Origin of the sequence: Streptosporangium sp. NBC_01810, from assembly GCF_035917355.1 — a bacterium.
Lineage (GTDB): Bacteria > Actinomycetota > Actinomycetes > Streptosporangiales > Streptosporangiaceae > Streptosporangium.
Window position 1 is genome coordinate 3,044,012 of the sequence record NZ_CP109070.1, and the last position, 15,114, is coordinate 3,059,125.

15 protein-coding genes are annotated in these 15,114 nt (G+C 65.6%); 8 read left to right on the forward strand and 7 right to left on the reverse strand.

Annotated elements, in window-relative coordinates; all coding sequences use genetic code 11:
* Positions 1-8 precede the first annotated feature (8 nt).
* The 3 genes from OIE13_RS13605 to OIE13_RS13615 all read left to right on the forward strand — a co-directional run bounded on the left by OIE13_RS13605 (position 9) and on the right by OIE13_RS13615 (position 3,048).
* Positions 9-893 (forward strand): ABC transporter ATP-binding protein, encoded by an 885-nt coding sequence (locus tag OIE13_RS13605; RefSeq protein WP_326639666.1) that lies wholly within the window; start codon positions 9-11, stop codon positions 891-893.
* A complete protein-coding gene (locus tag OIE13_RS13610) occupies positions 890-2,479 on the forward strand; it encodes an ABC transporter permease (protein WP_326639665.1) in 1,590 nt (529 codons plus the stop codon). Before OIE13_RS13605 ends, OIE13_RS13610 begins: the two co-directional genes overlap by 4 nt.
* A gap of 65 nt (positions 2,480-2,544) precedes the next feature.
* A complete protein-coding gene (locus OIE13_RS13615) occupies positions 2,545-3,048 on the forward strand; it encodes an aminopeptidase (RefSeq protein ID WP_326639663.1) in 504 nt (167 codons plus the stop codon).
* 186 nt (positions 3,049-3,234) lie between these two features.
* On the opposite strand, the gene OIE13_RS13620 is transcribed toward OIE13_RS13615, so the two are convergent.
* On the reverse strand, positions 3,235-3,666 hold the full coding sequence (locus OIE13_RS13620) for a DUF397 domain-containing protein (RefSeq protein WP_326639660.1): 432 nt from the start codon (positions 3,664-3,666) through the stop codon (positions 3,235-3,237).
* Positions 3,663-4,505, reverse strand: a complete 843-nt coding sequence (locus tag OIE13_RS13625) for a helix-turn-helix domain-containing protein (protein WP_326639657.1) — start codon at positions 4,503-4,505, stop codon at positions 3,663-3,665. Before OIE13_RS13625 ends, OIE13_RS13620 begins: the two co-directional genes overlap by 4 nt.
* A 173-nt stretch (positions 4,506-4,678) precedes the next feature.
* Between OIE13_RS13625 and OIE13_RS13630 the strand changes: the two genes are divergently transcribed.
* Positions 4,679-4,993 (forward strand): hypothetical protein, encoded by a 315-nt coding sequence (locus tag OIE13_RS13630; protein ID WP_326639656.1) that lies wholly within the window; start codon positions 4,679-4,681, stop codon positions 4,991-4,993.
* A gap of 528 nt (positions 4,994-5,521) precedes the next feature.
* Here the strand turns inward: OIE13_RS13630 and OIE13_RS36690 are convergent.
* Positions 5,522-5,611 carry a hypothetical protein gene (locus tag OIE13_RS36690; protein WP_326639655.1) on the reverse strand — a complete coding sequence of 30 codons (90 nt, stop codon included), beginning with the start codon at positions 5,609-5,611 and terminating at the stop codon, positions 5,522-5,524.
* Between the two features lie 390 nt (positions 5,612-6,001).
* On the opposite strand from OIE13_RS36690, the gene OIE13_RS13635 reads away from it, so the two are divergent.
* Complete coding sequence (locus OIE13_RS13635; protein WP_326829503.1) at positions 6,002-7,015, forward strand: IS630 family transposase; 1,014 nt, start codon at positions 6,002-6,004, stop codon at positions 7,013-7,015.
* A 188-nt stretch (positions 7,016-7,203) separates the two neighbouring features.
* On the opposite strand, the gene ltrA (OIE13_RS13640) is transcribed toward OIE13_RS13635, so the two are convergent.
* Positions 7,204-8,583, reverse strand: a complete 1,380-nt coding sequence (ltrA, locus tag OIE13_RS13640; RefSeq protein ID WP_326829502.1) for a group II intron reverse transcriptase/maturase — start codon at positions 8,581-8,583, stop codon at positions 7,204-7,206.
* A gap of 805 nt (positions 8,584-9,388) precedes the next feature.
* Here ltrA (OIE13_RS13640) and OIE13_RS13645 point away from each other — a divergent pair.
* Complete coding sequence (locus OIE13_RS13645) at positions 9,389-10,627, forward strand: DNRLRE domain-containing protein (RefSeq protein WP_326639653.1); 1,239 nt, start codon at positions 9,389-9,391, stop codon at positions 10,625-10,627.
* A gap of 3 nt (positions 10,628-10,630) precedes the next feature.
* Here the strand turns inward: OIE13_RS13645 and OIE13_RS13650 are convergent, their stop codons facing one another.
* From OIE13_RS13650 to OIE13_RS13660, 3 genes are all read right to left on the reverse strand, one after another.
* Positions 10,631-11,656, reverse strand: a complete 1,026-nt coding sequence (locus OIE13_RS13650; protein WP_326639651.1) for an IS3 family transposase — start codon at positions 11,654-11,656, stop codon at positions 10,631-10,633.
* Positions 11,657-11,767: 111 nt separating this feature from the next.
* Positions 11,768-13,036: a group II intron reverse transcriptase/maturase gene (ltrA, locus tag OIE13_RS13655; RefSeq protein ID WP_326639650.1), complete on the reverse strand. Its 1,269-nt coding sequence runs from the start codon at positions 13,034-13,036 to the stop codon at positions 11,768-11,770.
* Positions 13,037-13,586: 550 nt separating this feature from the next.
* Positions 13,587-13,904, reverse strand: a complete 318-nt coding sequence (locus OIE13_RS13660; protein ID WP_326639649.1) for a hypothetical protein — start codon at positions 13,902-13,904, stop codon at positions 13,587-13,589.
* Between the two features lie 155 nt (positions 13,905-14,059).
* Here OIE13_RS13660 and OIE13_RS13665 point away from each other — a divergent pair, with 155 nt between their 5' ends.
* Positions 14,060-14,212: a hypothetical protein gene (locus OIE13_RS13665; protein ID WP_326639648.1), complete on the forward strand. Its 153-nt coding sequence runs from the start codon at positions 14,060-14,062 to the stop codon at positions 14,210-14,212.
* A 582-nt stretch (positions 14,213-14,794) separates the two neighbouring features.
* Positions 14,795-15,112 (forward strand): DUF1963 domain-containing protein, encoded by a 318-nt coding sequence (locus OIE13_RS13670; RefSeq protein ID WP_326830094.1) that lies wholly within the window; start codon positions 14,795-14,797, stop codon positions 15,110-15,112.
* Positions 15,113-15,114 lie beyond the last annotated feature (2 nt).

A 15,114-nucleotide genomic window follows, 5' to 3' on the forward strand; every position in this document is an offset into this window, starting at 1 on the left:
AGGCGCCCATGCTGGGCAACCCTGCCGTGCTCGTCAGCGGCCTCACCAAATCCTTTGGCGCCGTCCGCGCCCTGGACGACCTCGACCTGGCCGTGGCCACCGGCGAGGTCCACGGCTTCCTCGGCCCCAACGGCGCGGGCAAGACCACCACCTTGCGCATCCTCCTCGGCCTGCTGCGTGCCGACTCCGGCCACGCCGAACTGCTTGGCGGCCACCCCTGGCACGACGCGGTCGAGCTGCACAAGCGGCTCGCCTACGTGCCCGGCGACGTCGTCCTGTGGCCGACCCTGTCCGGCGGCGAAGCCATCGACCTGCTCGGACGGCTGCGCGGCGGGCTCGACCGAGGGCGCAAACAGACTCTGCTGGAGCGCTTCGACCTGGACCCGACCAAGAAGGGCCGCGCCTACTCCAAGGGCAATCGGCAGAAGGTCGCCCTCATCGCCGCGCTCGCCTCCGACGTCGAACTGCTGCTCCTGGACGAGCCGACCGCCGGACTCGACCCACTCATGGAAGCCGCCTTCCGCGAGTGCATCACCGAGGAACGCGGCAACGGCCGCACGGTCCTGCTGTCCAGCCACATCCTGTCCGAGGTCGAAGCCCTCTGCGACCGGGTGAGCATCATCCGCGCCGGACACATCGTGGAAAGCGGCACCCTGGCCCAGCTGCGGCATCTCACCAGGACAACGGTGACCGCCGAGCTCGACCGCGTCCCAGAGTGCGTGCCCGGCGCGCACAACCTGGCCGTCGACGGCTCCCGGATCACCTTCGAGGTCGAGCCCGACCGGCTCCGCGAGGTGCTGCCACTGCTCACCGATGCGGGCGTGCGCGGCCTGACCTGCCGGCCGGCCACCCTGGAGGAGCTGTTCCTGCGGCACTACCAGGTCACCCCATGACCGGCACGCCGGCGCTGGTACGGCTGGCGCTGCGCCGTGACCGCCTCCTGCTCCCGGTGTGGATCCTCCTCATCGTCGGTGCCGTCGCGGGTACTGCCTCGGCCATCGCCGAGCTGTATCCCGGCATGGCGCAGCGGGTCGCCCTGGGCGTCACCATCGGCTCCACCCCCGCCCTGCAGGCGATCACCGGCCCGGTCTACGACTCGACCTCGGTCGGCGGGCTGACCGCCTGGCGAGCCACCACGATCACCACTGTCCTGACCGCGCTGATGAACCTGCTGCTGATCACCCGGCACACCCGCGCAGAAGAGGAGAGCGGCCGGGCCGAACTCATCGGCGCATGCGCCATCGGCCGGCACGCCCTTCCGGCCGCCGCTCTCGTCGTGGCCGCAGGCGCGAACCTGCTGATCGGCCTGCTGCTCACAGCCGCATTGGCCGGACAGGGCCTGCCCGTCTCAGGCGCGCTCGCCTTCGGGCTCGGCATCGCCTGCACCGGGTGGCTCTTCGCCGGCGTCGCCTCGGTCACGGCGCAACTGACCGAGCACGCCCGCACCGCCAACGGCCTCGCGGTCGCGGTGCTCGGTCTGGCCTTTCTGCTGCGTGCCGGGGGCGATGCCGCGCAGATCGACGCGCTGTCGTGGGCCTCGCCGCTCGGCTGGGCACAGCGGGTGCGGGCCTTCGCCGACGAGCGCTGGTGGGTACTCGGCCTCGCCACCCTCACCGGGCTGGCGCTGGTCGCCATCGCCGCGGCGCTGACCAGGCGTCGAGACCTGGGCGCCGGAGCGCTGCCACCCCGGCATGGGCCTGCCGACGCCCCGCCGTACCTGGAAAGCCCGCTAGGCCTGGCCTGGCGCCTGCACCGTGGTGGCGTGCTCGCCTGGACCGTCGGCTTCGCCGTCATGGGGACGCTGTTCGGGACACTGGCGCAAAGCGCAGGACAGATCCTGCGAGACAACCCACAGCTCGCCGCCATCCTGGACCAGCTGGGCGGGGAGGGCGCGCTGACCGACACCTTCCTGGCCACCGTGCTGGGGATGATGGGCCTGGTCGCAGGCGGCTTCGCCGTCCAGGCCATGCTGCGACTGCAGACCGAGGAGGCCGCACTGCGCACCGAGACGGTGCTTGCCACAGCCGTGTCGCGCACCCGCTGGACACTCGGCCACCTGATCATGGCCTTCGCCGGCGCTGCGGTGATCCTCACCGCCGGCGGGCTCGCCATCGGGCTGGCCCACGGGGCGCGCACCGGCGACGCGGGCGAGCAGATGCTCCGCCTGGCCGCAGCGGCGTGGGTGCAGCTGCCCGCGGTCTGGGTGGTGGCCGGACTGGCGATGCTGCTGTACGGCATGCTTCCCCGGCTGACCGCACTCGCCTGGGCGGCGCTGATCGCCTTCGCCCTGCTCGGACAGCTGGGCGAGGTCCTCCAGCTACCCGAGTGGATGCAGAGCCTGTCTCCTTACGCCCATCTGCCGCAGGCACCCCGCGAAGAGCTGGAAGCCACACCGCTGCTGTGGCTCGGCGCGCTCGCCGCAGCACTCGCCACAGCCGGGATGACCACTTTCCGCCGTCGCGACCTGATCGGAAACTGACCAGCTCCCTCTCAGCTCGTGTGCGGTCTCGGCCTGGTCGTCCCGCGCTCACCGTTGACCCCCTGATGCTCGGCCGAGCGGCTACGCGTCCGGCGCAGGGGCCTGCCAGCGGCGTAGCGGCAAAGATCGCCAACCGTCCCGATAACCCGAGTAGTGGATCTCCGGCCCGTCCCCGGCGGTCCAGCCGAGATCAGTGGCGATCAGCCGTACGCGCTGGTTCCGGTGCGGATGTGGTGCGCACCCATCAGGCCACCGACCCGGGCGCGGCCAGGCTGGGCGAGCCGGCGCTCGTGGACGGCTCCTCCCCCGTCGGGCAGTCGGGCGTCACCTACCTTGAGACGCTGCTTGACGAGAATGCCACCTGCCACCTGGCCTGGGGGGCGGGGCTGCCGCCCGGCGTGCCCGCACACCTGCGCACCCTGGACGCCGCGGCGCGCGCCGAGGCCGGGGTCAATGTCTCCAGCGTGCACGTCGACTTCATGGTGGGCGGCCCCGACGTCACCGTCACCGGGATCGGGCACGACGGCGGCACGATCGAGCTGCTGCGCGACGACGAGTGGCAGGTATGACGGCATGAAGCATGGCACGGGGACCGGCCCTCGGCGGCAGGTGTGGCTCGATCAAGGCTCACTCATCGTCGGTGAGGTCAACACGCGCCATACCCTGCGGACCGACAGGGCCGGAGGACACCACGCAGGAGAATCCGCAACCTCATGATCCGAATCCCGAACAGGCACTGGTCGTGTTCAGACAGTTCAGGTGAGGTGGTCGAATTCGCCGTCCCTGGCTCCGGACAACCACGCGTTCCACTCTCCGGGGGTGAACACGAGCGTCTCCGCCGTAGGGAGGAGACGCATCGCAATGTGATCGTCAACGAACGCGATCGACAGGCGGAGATCGCCCGGGTTGGGAGTGGGCAACCACTCGGCTGTGGCCAGGTCGAGGTCTCCGGCTACCGGTTTGGGCAGGTGAGCCCCTGTTTCGGGGAGGTGTCCGGGCAGGTCGTAGGAGCCGTTCCGTGCTTCGGTCACCAGGGATTTCCAGGCGTCGGGGGGGCACAGCAGCCTGGGACCATTCGGGTTCTTGGAGTCGCGGATGGCGATCCCGGACGAGGTTGATTTCATCTGGACGCACTGCTGACCGCTGCCGCTATAGCTGCTGGTGATCCAATCCTGCTCGTCGGTCATTGAATCGCCTTCCTCACGTCCTTGATCAGCGTCACCGACTCGTCGGGGGCGAGGGCTTTGCCGCGTGCGGTCTCGGCGGCCCGGTAATACCGGGCGACGTCATCGGGTGCTTCCACGAAGATATCTCCGCAAAAACCTTCCTGATAGGCCACGGGTGGGTCTTCTTTGTCGGGAAAGTCCAGGATGGTGAATTCACCGTCCAAGCCGGGGTGACCGCCTGCGGCGAGAGGGATGATCTGAAGGGTGACCGCCGGGTGCGCGGCGACGTCGATCAGGTGGTCGAGTTGGGTACGGGCGATCTGGGTGCCGCCGATCTGTCGCCACAGGATGGCTTCGTCGAGGATGGCGGTTATCTGAGGCGGTTCGGCACGGGTGAGAAGTCGGTGCCGGGTGATCCGCGCTTCGACTCGTCGGCGTATCTCCTGCTCGGAACCGTCCAGCAGGGTCGCTGCGATCAGGGCATGGGCGTAGTCGGGTGTTTGCAGCAGGCCAGGGATGTTGTGGACAACGAAGGTGATCACTGAGGCGTCGTCTTCCAGGACGAAGTACGACCCGCCCTTGTACATGTCGCTGTAGGCCAGCCACCAGCCGCGCTTCCATGCCTCCCGGCAGAGTTTTCCGAGCGCTTCGGCCTGTGGAGAGGGGACGCCGTAGACATTGAGAAGCAGTTCGAGATCTTCGAGGATGAGGCGGCTTTCCCCGTTTTCGACCCGGTAGATCTTCGAGCGGGACCAGCCGAGCCGCTTGGCCACCTGTTCAGGTGAAAGGCCGCATGACTCGCGAATGGCGCGTAGTTCTCGCAATAGTCGGCGGCCGCGGACCGACAGGCTGTACCGCATTTCGTCACCTCTATGTCCGTTATTGGGATGACTTCTCCAGAATTCTGGCCGACACCTCAGCCATGAATTTGGGATTTCTCATCAACGAGCGGTTACGGATTAAGGAAGTCTCGCATAACGATAGCCACACAGCACGCTCCGTAGCGATTGAGTCACGCTACGCCCCGGCAGGCTTGATCGCAGGACTGCCTCCGTTCCCACCCGTTAGGAGCAACGATGCTCATCGAGCACGTTCCCGTCCCGGACCCTACGAGCTCCGCCTCCTGCACGACCAGGGCCTGCCGGTCAGAACCGAGGTCGTCGACGCCGGAGCCGGAACCACCCTGATCGAACACCTCCTACACCGCCCCCCACCCATTCCCGAGCGCCTCGACGACCTCGAACTCGGCGGCCGGGGCCTGCGCATCGTCACCGAACTCACCCACGGCCACTGCGGCACCCAATGGACCCGGCTGTGCGGCACCGGCCAACTCGGCACCGCCGTCTGATTTGACCTGCCCGCCCGACCCCGACCTCCCCGACCTCCGGGCAGACGGGATCCCCCCGATCCCCGCTGACCCCGGAGCCGGTCCACGCCGACTCCCCCGCACCAGGCGCGGACCGTACAGGGGGCCGGCGTCCACGGACCTGATCCCATCCTCGTCCGGGACGCCGGCCTCCCCACCCCAACTACGACGGAAAGCGACGGTTCCCATGGTCACCCCGGCAAACGAGCCTCTCCGCCCCAGAGGCCGCCGCCGTCGCGGAGCGGCCCCCGTGCGTACCGCCCCCCCACGCCGCGAGCACGGACAGCGCCACCGACTTGGCCCGCGACCTGGAGGCCCGCTACCCCGGCTGGGTCATCCTCTGGCGCCGCTGGGCCCGCCGCTACTGGGCCTTCCCACTCTGGCTCGCCAGCGCCCCCTGCCCCATCGAAGCCAGAAACGCCCAGGACCTATTGGCCCAGATGAGCGAAGCCGAACTTCAGCTACCGACTGGCGGCGCAGACTCCTTCTCGCAGGCGCACCGCGAGAGCTTCACCGGCGTTGTTCAGGAAGCGAGCCGGTGCAGGTCTCGGGGAAAGAGGTGACCTCGCGGATGTTCGGCACGTTGAGCAGGCGTGCCATGAACCTCTCCAGCCTGAATGCGAAGCCACCGTGCGGCGGCAATCGCCGGGACTCTCAGTCCGTCCCAGTTCAACGTGATGACGCGGGCCCGCTGGATCCAGCTTCCGGGCACATGCCACGCCCCGACCAGCTTACGGATCTTCTTTTCCTCCGCCGCGTCCTCGGCTGGACAAGCACAAAGGATCTTCGGCACGGCAACTCGCCTCCGAGCGGTCGACAACATGGGTCACGCCCGCCCAGCTCAATCCAGGGCGATTCACAGCCGCGCTCAGCAAGCATCATGGAAAACTCACCGACCTCGGCCAGTAGCTGCTACTGAGCCGATCGTAAGTTTTGGTACGTGTTGGGTAGCGGTGGGAGATCGAGTTCCGGCAGGCGCATGCTGGGGGTATGGCGAGAAAAGGTCGCAGAGCGACGTTCGAGGAGAAGGTTTTCGCCCTCCGGTTGCTGGAGGAGGGCATGTCACCGGATCGGGTGGCCGAGGCGCTGGGGGTGGGCCGTGAGTCGGTGTTTCGGTGGAAACGCCAGGCCCGGGCAGGTGGTGACGAGGCGCTGCGGATCAAGAAGGCGCCGGGTCGGCCGCGGCGGCTGACGCCTGGGCAGGAGCAGAGCGTCAAGGCGGTGGTGCGTGATGTCACCCCCCGTCAGGTACTGGGGACGGCGGTGGCATTGTGGACGCGGGCGCTGGTGGCGTTGGTGATCGCGGCCTGGTTCGGGATCGGTTTGTCGGTGGCGGCGGCCGGGAGGTTGCTGCGCGGGCTGGGCCTGTCGCCGCAACGCCCGGCCTATCGGGCATGGCGGCGTGATCCGGCGGCCGTCACCCGGTGGACGACGGTGCTGTTGCCGCAGATCTGTCGCCTGGCCCGGGCACGGGGGGCGCTGGTGTTGTTCGCCGATGAGATGAGCATGCGCGTCGATCACCGCGCCGGGACCACCTGGGGACTGATCGGACAGACCCCGGTGGTGTGCGCCGGGGCGCAGCGCCGGTCGGTGAAGATGTTCTCGGCGGTCGCCGCGGACGGCACGCTGCGCTACCGGCTGTGGCACGGCTCGATGGACCGCTGGGCGTTTCTCGGGTTCTGCGCGCAGCTGCTGCGCACCGTCATCGGGCCGATCTTCCTGGTCGTCGACGGCTCCTCGATCCACGCCGCCGCCGCGGTGCGTGATTTCATCGCACGTACCGGCGGCCGGTTGCGCTTGTTCTTCCTGCCCGCCTACGCCCCCGATCTCAACCCTGATGAGTGGGTCAACCAAAACATCAAGGCCCGGGTGGCTCGTGAGGCGGTCGCCGATGAACACGAACTGGCCGCGGCCATGCACAGCGGCATGCACCGGCTACAGAAACGCCCCGACATCGTCCGGGCCTTCTTCACCGACCCGCACCTGACCTACATCGGCGCATAACGCCGATAGTCCCAAAACTTGTAGGGTCGGGGGCTGGCGCGGTGGCTTCTCCTGGCGGGAGGGCCTGGGGCCTTCCTTCCGTCGGTTTCCCGGACGGGTGTGCCACCCCAGTGGCCGTGACCAGGTTCTTCGCTCCGTTTCCAACCCCCGCCACCTCGATCCGTGCATGCGGTTCTCCCGCACACGGCTCACCGACGTCGTTCACCGCCGGCATTCGGCCTTTCCCGCCAGGGCTTGCCCGCCCTGGGCGCGACGACGATTCCATACAGGCTGATCAAGCCGAGATCGCTGAGCGAGCGTTTCAGCACGCCCCGGCCGTAGCTCCGGCTGCGCCGGTGTTTTCGGCTGAGGAACAGCGCCAGGCGCATCCAGGCGAACTCTCTGATCTTGCTAAAGCGCCGGGCAGAATGCCCGTACCGGAAATAGCCAGCCCATCCCCGCAGGAACAGGTTGACCTCCTTGGTGATCGCTTCGGTGCGAAGCAGCAGCCTGCGGCCGTCCGTGAGGTCACGGATCCGGTCGCGGGCGTGTTGCATCGCCCTGTCTGAGGGCCAGCGAGCGAGGAAAACGAACGGCCGTTTCCCGTTGAACCCGCGTGAGCGCACCAGCCGGTGGTGAAAGCCCAGGAAGTCCAGGCCTTCCCCACCGACCTCCAGGTGCACGATGCGGGTCTTGGCGGCCTTCGGCTCCAAACCGAGTGCCGCCAGCAGCTCCGTCAGGCGGGCCAGGGCCCGCTCGGCTTGACCGCGGGACCAGCACATCACGATCGCGTCGTCGGCATAGCGGGCCGGCACGCCGTCCGCCTCGTCCCACGCCCGATCCAATCGGTGCAGGTAGACGTTACAGAGGACGGGTGAAACCACGCCGCCTTGTGGCGTGCCGGTGACCTCTCGCCGGATCTGTCCGTCCTCCATCACCCCGGCGCGCAGAATCACCCGCAGGAGCTTCAGGAGCGACTGATCGCAGACGCGTTCCTCGATCGCACGCATCAACTCATCGTGCGGAATCGCCGAAAAGCAGTTGGCGATGTCCGTCTCGACCACCCACCGGCGGCCCCGCGCCTGCTCCTCAATGAGCACTTGCAGAGCATCGTGTGCTGAGCGCTTCGGGCGAAACCCGAATGAGCAATCAGCCATGTCCGCCTCGAAGACCGGTTCGAACACGATCTTCACAGCGGCCTGCACGATCCGATCCCGAACAGCGGGAATCGACAACGGCCGGTACTCGTCCTTCAGCCCAGGCTTGGGGATCATCACCCGGCGCGCGGGCAATGGCCGATACCGGCCCTGCCGAAGTTCCGCGGCCAACTCCTCAAGAAGCCGGACGATCCCGTACTCCTCGATGTCGGCCAGCGTGGTCGCGTCGATGCCCGGTGCGCCGTTGTTGCTGCGCACCATGACCCACCCGCGCTCCAGAACGTCTCTGCGATAGACCTTGTCCATGAGCGCGTGGAACCGACGTCCGGGATCGGCCTTGGCCGCCCGGTAGAGCACATGCTGCAAGGCGCGGACCGGATCACGCGGAACACGCGGCCCCACGGCGGCGGGAATAGCCAAAACGGCACTCACCGAGCCCCTCCTCCACCTCAATATGCATCGACGAAGTAGCGGCCCTTCCCTCACCGCCGGTTATGTTGTCCGGTCGGCTCAAGCAGTACTACGGCCGCCTCCGACGCCCACCCGGCCAGCAATCCACTTCCCGGCGTTGACCGGTTATAGGACGCCACGCTCCGGTAACACCTTCCGCAGGTCACCGGGCCGGGGAGGGCCTCCCCAGTTCCCGCCGTCACTATCGATACGTTCCGCGCCCCATACGCCGGGGAGTTCTTCGCGGCTGCAATTTCCAGGCTCTTCGCCGCTTCCATGGCCTTCACCCCGATCACGAGGGGCTCGGCTCTCCCTTGTCCCGTCCGAAGACGGCTGAGTAACGACGCCGCAGGCTTCGCGTCATGCTACGGACCGCATCGTCGCTCCCCCTTAAGGGCTTTTGACGCTGGGCTTCGACCCCGCCCGTTTCCAGACGAAGCCGCCAGCCTGCTACCGGGCCTCCTGGCAGCTACCCGGACCGGACTTTCACCGGCAAGCGACGACGAGCTTACGAACATGCAGATCAGCCGCTATGTCACGGCTTCACCTCCAGTTCTACTGGGCGCACATGATCGGCTCAGTAGTAGCCACGTCGCCCCCTTACTCGCTCCACGCACCCGGTGCTCACGGAAACCACCTTTCACGTTACCGAAAAGGATCTTTACTTAGATCGTGACATATGTGATGATCACTTCGTTTTGCCACATATGTTCGAAAGACTGAAGTGAACGCATCACGAACAGCGTCGGGCTTATCCATCCGGACGCGCCGTCGCGCTGCCCTGCTCGTGGCTCTGACGCTGCCGATCTCGCTGATGAGCGTGCCCGCGATCGCCCAAGAGCCCACTCCCACCCCCACAACGCCGTCGAGCGCCCCTGCCGCACCCACCGGCAAAGCGCTGGCGCAGGCCAAGAAGGACAACCGGCGCGTCGAGATCAAGTCGATGCGCTCGGAACGCGCCACCTTCTACGCCAACCCGGACGGCAAGACGGTCCGGATGGAAATGCATACCCAGCCGATCCGCGTCAAGAACGCCGACGGTAAGGGCTTCACGCCGATCGACACCACCCTCGTCGAGGTGGACGGCGGCATGGACACCTGGATCAACCACGTCGACTACCAGGAAAGCTGGAACACCTTCAACCAGGACCAGATCGTGGTCGGCAAGTCGTACGCCAGCAACATCGCCAAGCGCTGGCGCGGCTATCTCCAGTTCCCGAACATCCCCGCCGAGTTCGCGGGCAGCACGGTGCAAAACGCCGACATGCACCTGTGGAACTACCAGTCCAACGAGTGCGGCATCTCGGTCGGCTCCGGCATCACGGCCCGGCGGATCACCTCGTTCTGGGATGACCTGGAGCTGACCTGGAACACCCAGCCGACGGTCTCCAACACGGGCGCGGACACCGAGTTCGGCGCCTACAGCGAAGACTGCACCGGCTCCATGAACTACGCCTGGGACTTGACCCACTCCCTCAATGGCATTGTTCAGGAGTGGGTCAACGGCGCCACCAACTACGGCATCCGGCTCACCGTCGGCAACGAGTCCGAGTTGCGTAACTGGCGGCGCTACCGCTCCGAGGACGCCGGCGGCTGCCGGACCACGCCGCTGGAGGAGTGCAAGGGGCAGACGCACCCGCCCATCCTCACCGTGGACTTCGAACTTCCCGAGCCACCGGTCGTCGACGGCTTCACCTTCATGTCACCCGACCCCATCACGAGCCTTCCGACGTACGAGGAAGCCCGCGCCAGGTCGATCTATGAGCCGACCGGCAGTGAGCGGACCACCATCGACAACACGTTCGCCGGTCAGATCGCTGGACAGCGCGAGGGGGAGGCATTTGAGGTAGCGGCGGATGAGCTTGATCTCGATCCCGAGGGCAGTGACGGCGACAATGGAACCGGCGAGGACACCGGCGCGCCTCAGGTGGTCAGCGTCGAGCCTGTGAACGGTGCCGTAGATGTCCCTTTGGATGCGAAGCTGAAGGCGGTATGTGTCAAGTCAAAGGGGACATCGATGCGGTAATCGCTAAGCTGCCGCCTCCCCGGTCTGGTCGTCCTGGTTTTCGTCAGGCTTGTTGATCCACGCGACGGCGGGGATCTTGGGCAGGGACGGCGTGCGGGTGAACCGATGAGGGTTGGCGGCCCGGAACCGCTCGATGGTCGTGGCGCGCTTGTCCTGGACGGCCTGAGCGGTGCCGATATGCACGCTGAACGGCGTGTGCAGGCCGATCCCGGAATGGTAGTGTTCGTGGTTGTAATACTCAAAGAAGCGTCGGCAGAAACTACGAGCGTCAGCGAATGACCCGAACCTCTCGGGAAACACCGGGCAGTAATTCATGGTCTTAAACTGCGCCTCGCTGTAGGGATTGTCGTTACTGACCTTCGGCCGGCTATGGGATTTGACGATGCCGAGGTCGGACAGCAGTTCGGTGACCGAGATCGAGGTCATCGCGGTGCCGCGATCGGAATGTATGGTGTTAGGCGCGATGCCGCCATTGGCGCGGATCGCGTTCTCGATGAACACCTGAGCCAGTTCACCGGATTCACGGGTGTGAAGCTCCCAGTGCACCACGCATCGCGAGTAAATGTCGATCATCACGTACAGGTCGAAGAACCGGCCGCGCACCGGTCCCTGGAGCTTCGTGATATCCCATGACCAGACTTCGTTGGGATTGCGGGCGATGAGCTGAGGCTTTTTCTTCGCCTCGTGACGGGCCTGGGCGCGCCGCTCCCGGACCTGCCCGCGGGTCCGCAGCTCCCGGTACATCGTGGAGGGCGACGCCAGGTAGACACCGCGGTCCAGCAGTGCCGCCCATACTTGTCGGGGCGACTTGTCCGCGAACTCCTCGCTATTGAGAACTCCGATCAGCTCATCGGCTTCTTCTTTGGACAGCGCGTTCGGTGGGGACGGCCTCACCATTTCCGATTTACCGTTCTTCGGCTCGCGCCGCCGATACAGCGTGGATCGGTTAACGCCGGTCAGCTTGCATGATCGCTGAATACCGACACGGGGTTCGAGTTGTTGCCGGGCTTCATCGCGAAGCTCGGTCACGAGTTCTCCGAGTCCGCGCTCTCGGACATCATCTCCAGTCGGGTCGCCGGGAGGAATCGCACCTCCCGGCTCCCACAGTTCCGTACGTGAGCCTCTCGGCTCATACGGCTCTTACCGTCCAGCGAACTCGATTCCTCTACCGGTGATCCAAGCCCAGTGCGCAAACAGCGTCGGCTCGTTTTCCACGAGCCTCGCCCACCACGCTTCGAGCTTCTTCCGGTTGCGGAGCCGCCGATACTTCTTACGGGCCCAGCGCATCAGGTAGGCATTGATGCGCCGCAGCAGGCCATACATATGGGACCGATGGAAATGGCCCCAGTACGTCATCCAGCCTCGAACGATCGGATTGATCGCTTCGGCGAGGCCGGCCAGATCGTGTCCGGTCCGTAGATGAAGACGCCAGGCCCGGACTTCTTCTCCCTTAGCGGTCAGCTTGTCCCGGCTGATCGCCGGGGCGAACGAGGTGAACACCACCCCGTTACGCGGGTTGATCGCCGCCCGAGGACGAAACCCGTATCCGAGGAAATCGAACGCGACGTCCGTATGACGGTTTCGCCGGTTGCTATCCGCGCAGTACACGATTTTCGTCTTGTCCGGGTGGAGTTTCAGCCCTACCTGCTCTATCCGTCTCCCGATCGCCTCTTTCACCTCAAGCGCCTGGCGCTCGCTGACGCAATGCACGACCACGTCATCCACATACCGTTCGAAGCGGACGGACGGGAACTCCCGCGCCATCCATGAATCGAACGCGTAGTGCAGGAAGAGGTTAGCCAGGCACGGAGAAACCGCAGACCCTTGCGGGGTTCCCCGGTTCCGCGCCTCCAAGGTTCCATCCCGGTGCTGCAACGGCGCGACCAGCCACCGTTTGACATACAGCACGATCCAGCGCTGATCGGTATTCGCTTCCACCGCTTTGACGATCAGGTCGTGCGGACAACTGTCGAAGAACTTCTGAATATCCAAATCGATTACCCAGTCATACTTCCAGCACCGCTCCCGGCATTTCCGTACCGCTTGAATCGCCGACCGTCTCACTCGATAGCCGTAGGAATCCTCATGGAAGATCTCTTCCATACGAGGTTCCAGCCGTCGGGCAACAACGGTCTGCGCAATCCGATCCGCGATCGTCGGAATTCCGAGAATCCTGACCCCGCCTTTCTTCGGTATCGGCACCGCCAGCACCGGAGGTGGAAAGTAAGTCCCCGAAGACATCCTGTTCCAGATCCGATACAGATTGTTCTTCAGATCCTTCTCGAACGCCTCCAGAGCCTGCCCGTCCACTCCGGGTGCCCCTTTATTGGCCGCGACTTTCTGGTACGCCTGCCACACCTCCCGCTTCGAAATCTCGAACGGTTTCTCATTCGGCATTGGCTTGCCCACTCGATCCCTCCCAGGTCTCCCCTGGTTGCCCGAACGAACTTCACCCGAACGGTCCGGCCCCTTCGCTCCACCCCCATTACAGGGATTTCATCACTACTATGAGCCGGTCCGACTGCACGCCCTGCAACGGTACTCAACGCCTCACGGTTTCTGCCGCTCGACGCTCTCCCTCTCGCTCCAACCATTCCGGAGCTGTTTCAGGGCCTGCCCTCTCACGTTCCGCATGGAAGCCGCAGATCGGACTCGTGCCACCTTCACACCGGACACCGCCTGGCCAGTAAACGGGTTTCCGCCAGGCTGATCCGAGGGCGCACTCTATACCCCCGTTTTGGTGCCAGCTTGTATTTCGATGCTTCAACAGTGGAGAGCTCAGCTCACCTTTCCGATCCCCAGCTGACGCATCGCGTGCGCCTTTTCCTCAACGCTCCCGACCGCAGTCTTCAGCTAAGGCCGCTTGAGGTGCTTTGAAGCCTCCCCCCGCAGGGCGGCTTCGGAGGGCCACAAAACCTCCATCTTCCATACGGTTACACGTCTCGCGAGCCCGCCCCACCTACCGGAACGACCCACTCAACGTTCGTGACACACAGAGCGCGTGCCATTTTCCCACGATCTCCAGGGCGGCCTCGGTTTGCGTGAGCTTCTTCTTCAGCCGGGCGTTCTCCCGTTCCAGCCTCTCCCTTTCGGCCTTCTCTTTCGCCCGCTGTCTCGCCGCTTCGTTCGACGCGACCTGCTTTTCTCCGGACACGCCCTTCAAAGCGCCTTCATCGCGCTGCTTACGCCACAGCTGGATGCTGGAGTCGTAGAGGCCCTCCCGCCGGAGAATAGCCCCCTTCTCGCCCGCCGGAGCCGCGTCGTACTCCGTGATCATTCGCAGTTTGTACTCCGCCGAGAAGTGCCGGCGCTTGGGTCGATCAGCCCGAGGCCCTCCGGCCTGCAGGTCACGCTTCGTCATTGTCACAGTCTGCTACACCACGTCTCGCCCTACTCGTGCCATGTTAGGAACTTCATCCCCGCGTGTCCCGCTTGAGCTTGGCACAGAGGGTACGGGGGAATGTCCGTTACGCCGGTAAGCGGGACAGCGACTTCTTCGCCTGGTTCGCCGACAACGTGGCGATGTGGCTACGGCTACGGCTACGGCTACGAGCGTTCACCGATTCCGATACCGAGGAATCATGAGCCATGACGCCGATCAGCACCTGATTAATTCGGGTAGGGCGGGTGAGGGCTTGGGACCGCTCATCAGCACCGGTCCGTGCACGACGGTGCGGTGGTGGCTGGTGTCAGGAGTGGACGTCGGGGATTCAGCGAGGGGTCGAAGCGGGGCATAGTGGGCGCTGAGTGGGGGCGCAGGGGTGGCGATCGGCGGTTTTCCTTGATCTGGGTGATACGGCACACCACCAGCGTGCCGTATCACCCAGATCAAGGAGGCTGTCGTTCCTGCCCCTCAGGTGAGTTGCTTTTCGTGGCGATAGGACCGATTTGTCCCCGCTCCCGATCGGAGATAACCCGTTACCGCACCGCCCTGTGGACCTCGGCAGCCGCCCACCCGGCAAGGGCCTCGCGCGGCCCGATACCGCTGAGCGGCCCCGAATCCCCCACTCGCCCTCGGCGTGCTTTTGACCTCCCGCCCCGCACGAGACCCGCACCAATGAGTGGCGCTAAGCGCTCTACTTGTCCGAGAAACTAGTTGGACGTCCGCCTCCACTACCACCTGCACCACCTTAACGAGTCCCTCTTTCCCACACGAGAATGATCGACATGCGGAACTGGTTGAGGGACTACGCGGAGCTCGTACGCGAGAAGCTCCCAGGTCCCCTGCGCCGCGTGGGCGGCTACTCCGTCGCCTTCCAGAACCCGGTCGAAGCGGAGGCGGCCCACAACGCGGGCGCCGGCTGGTACGGCGACCCCACGTTCCACGCCGAGGCGAGCCAATGGGTCACCCTCCTGCAACTCGGCGAGGACACCGACGCCGACATGATCTGGGGCGACGTCGCCTTCGTGATCTGGGCCATCCGCACGGACGCACTGGCATCCCGCGACTTTACGAAGACCTACTTCTACGTACAGGGTCACTGACT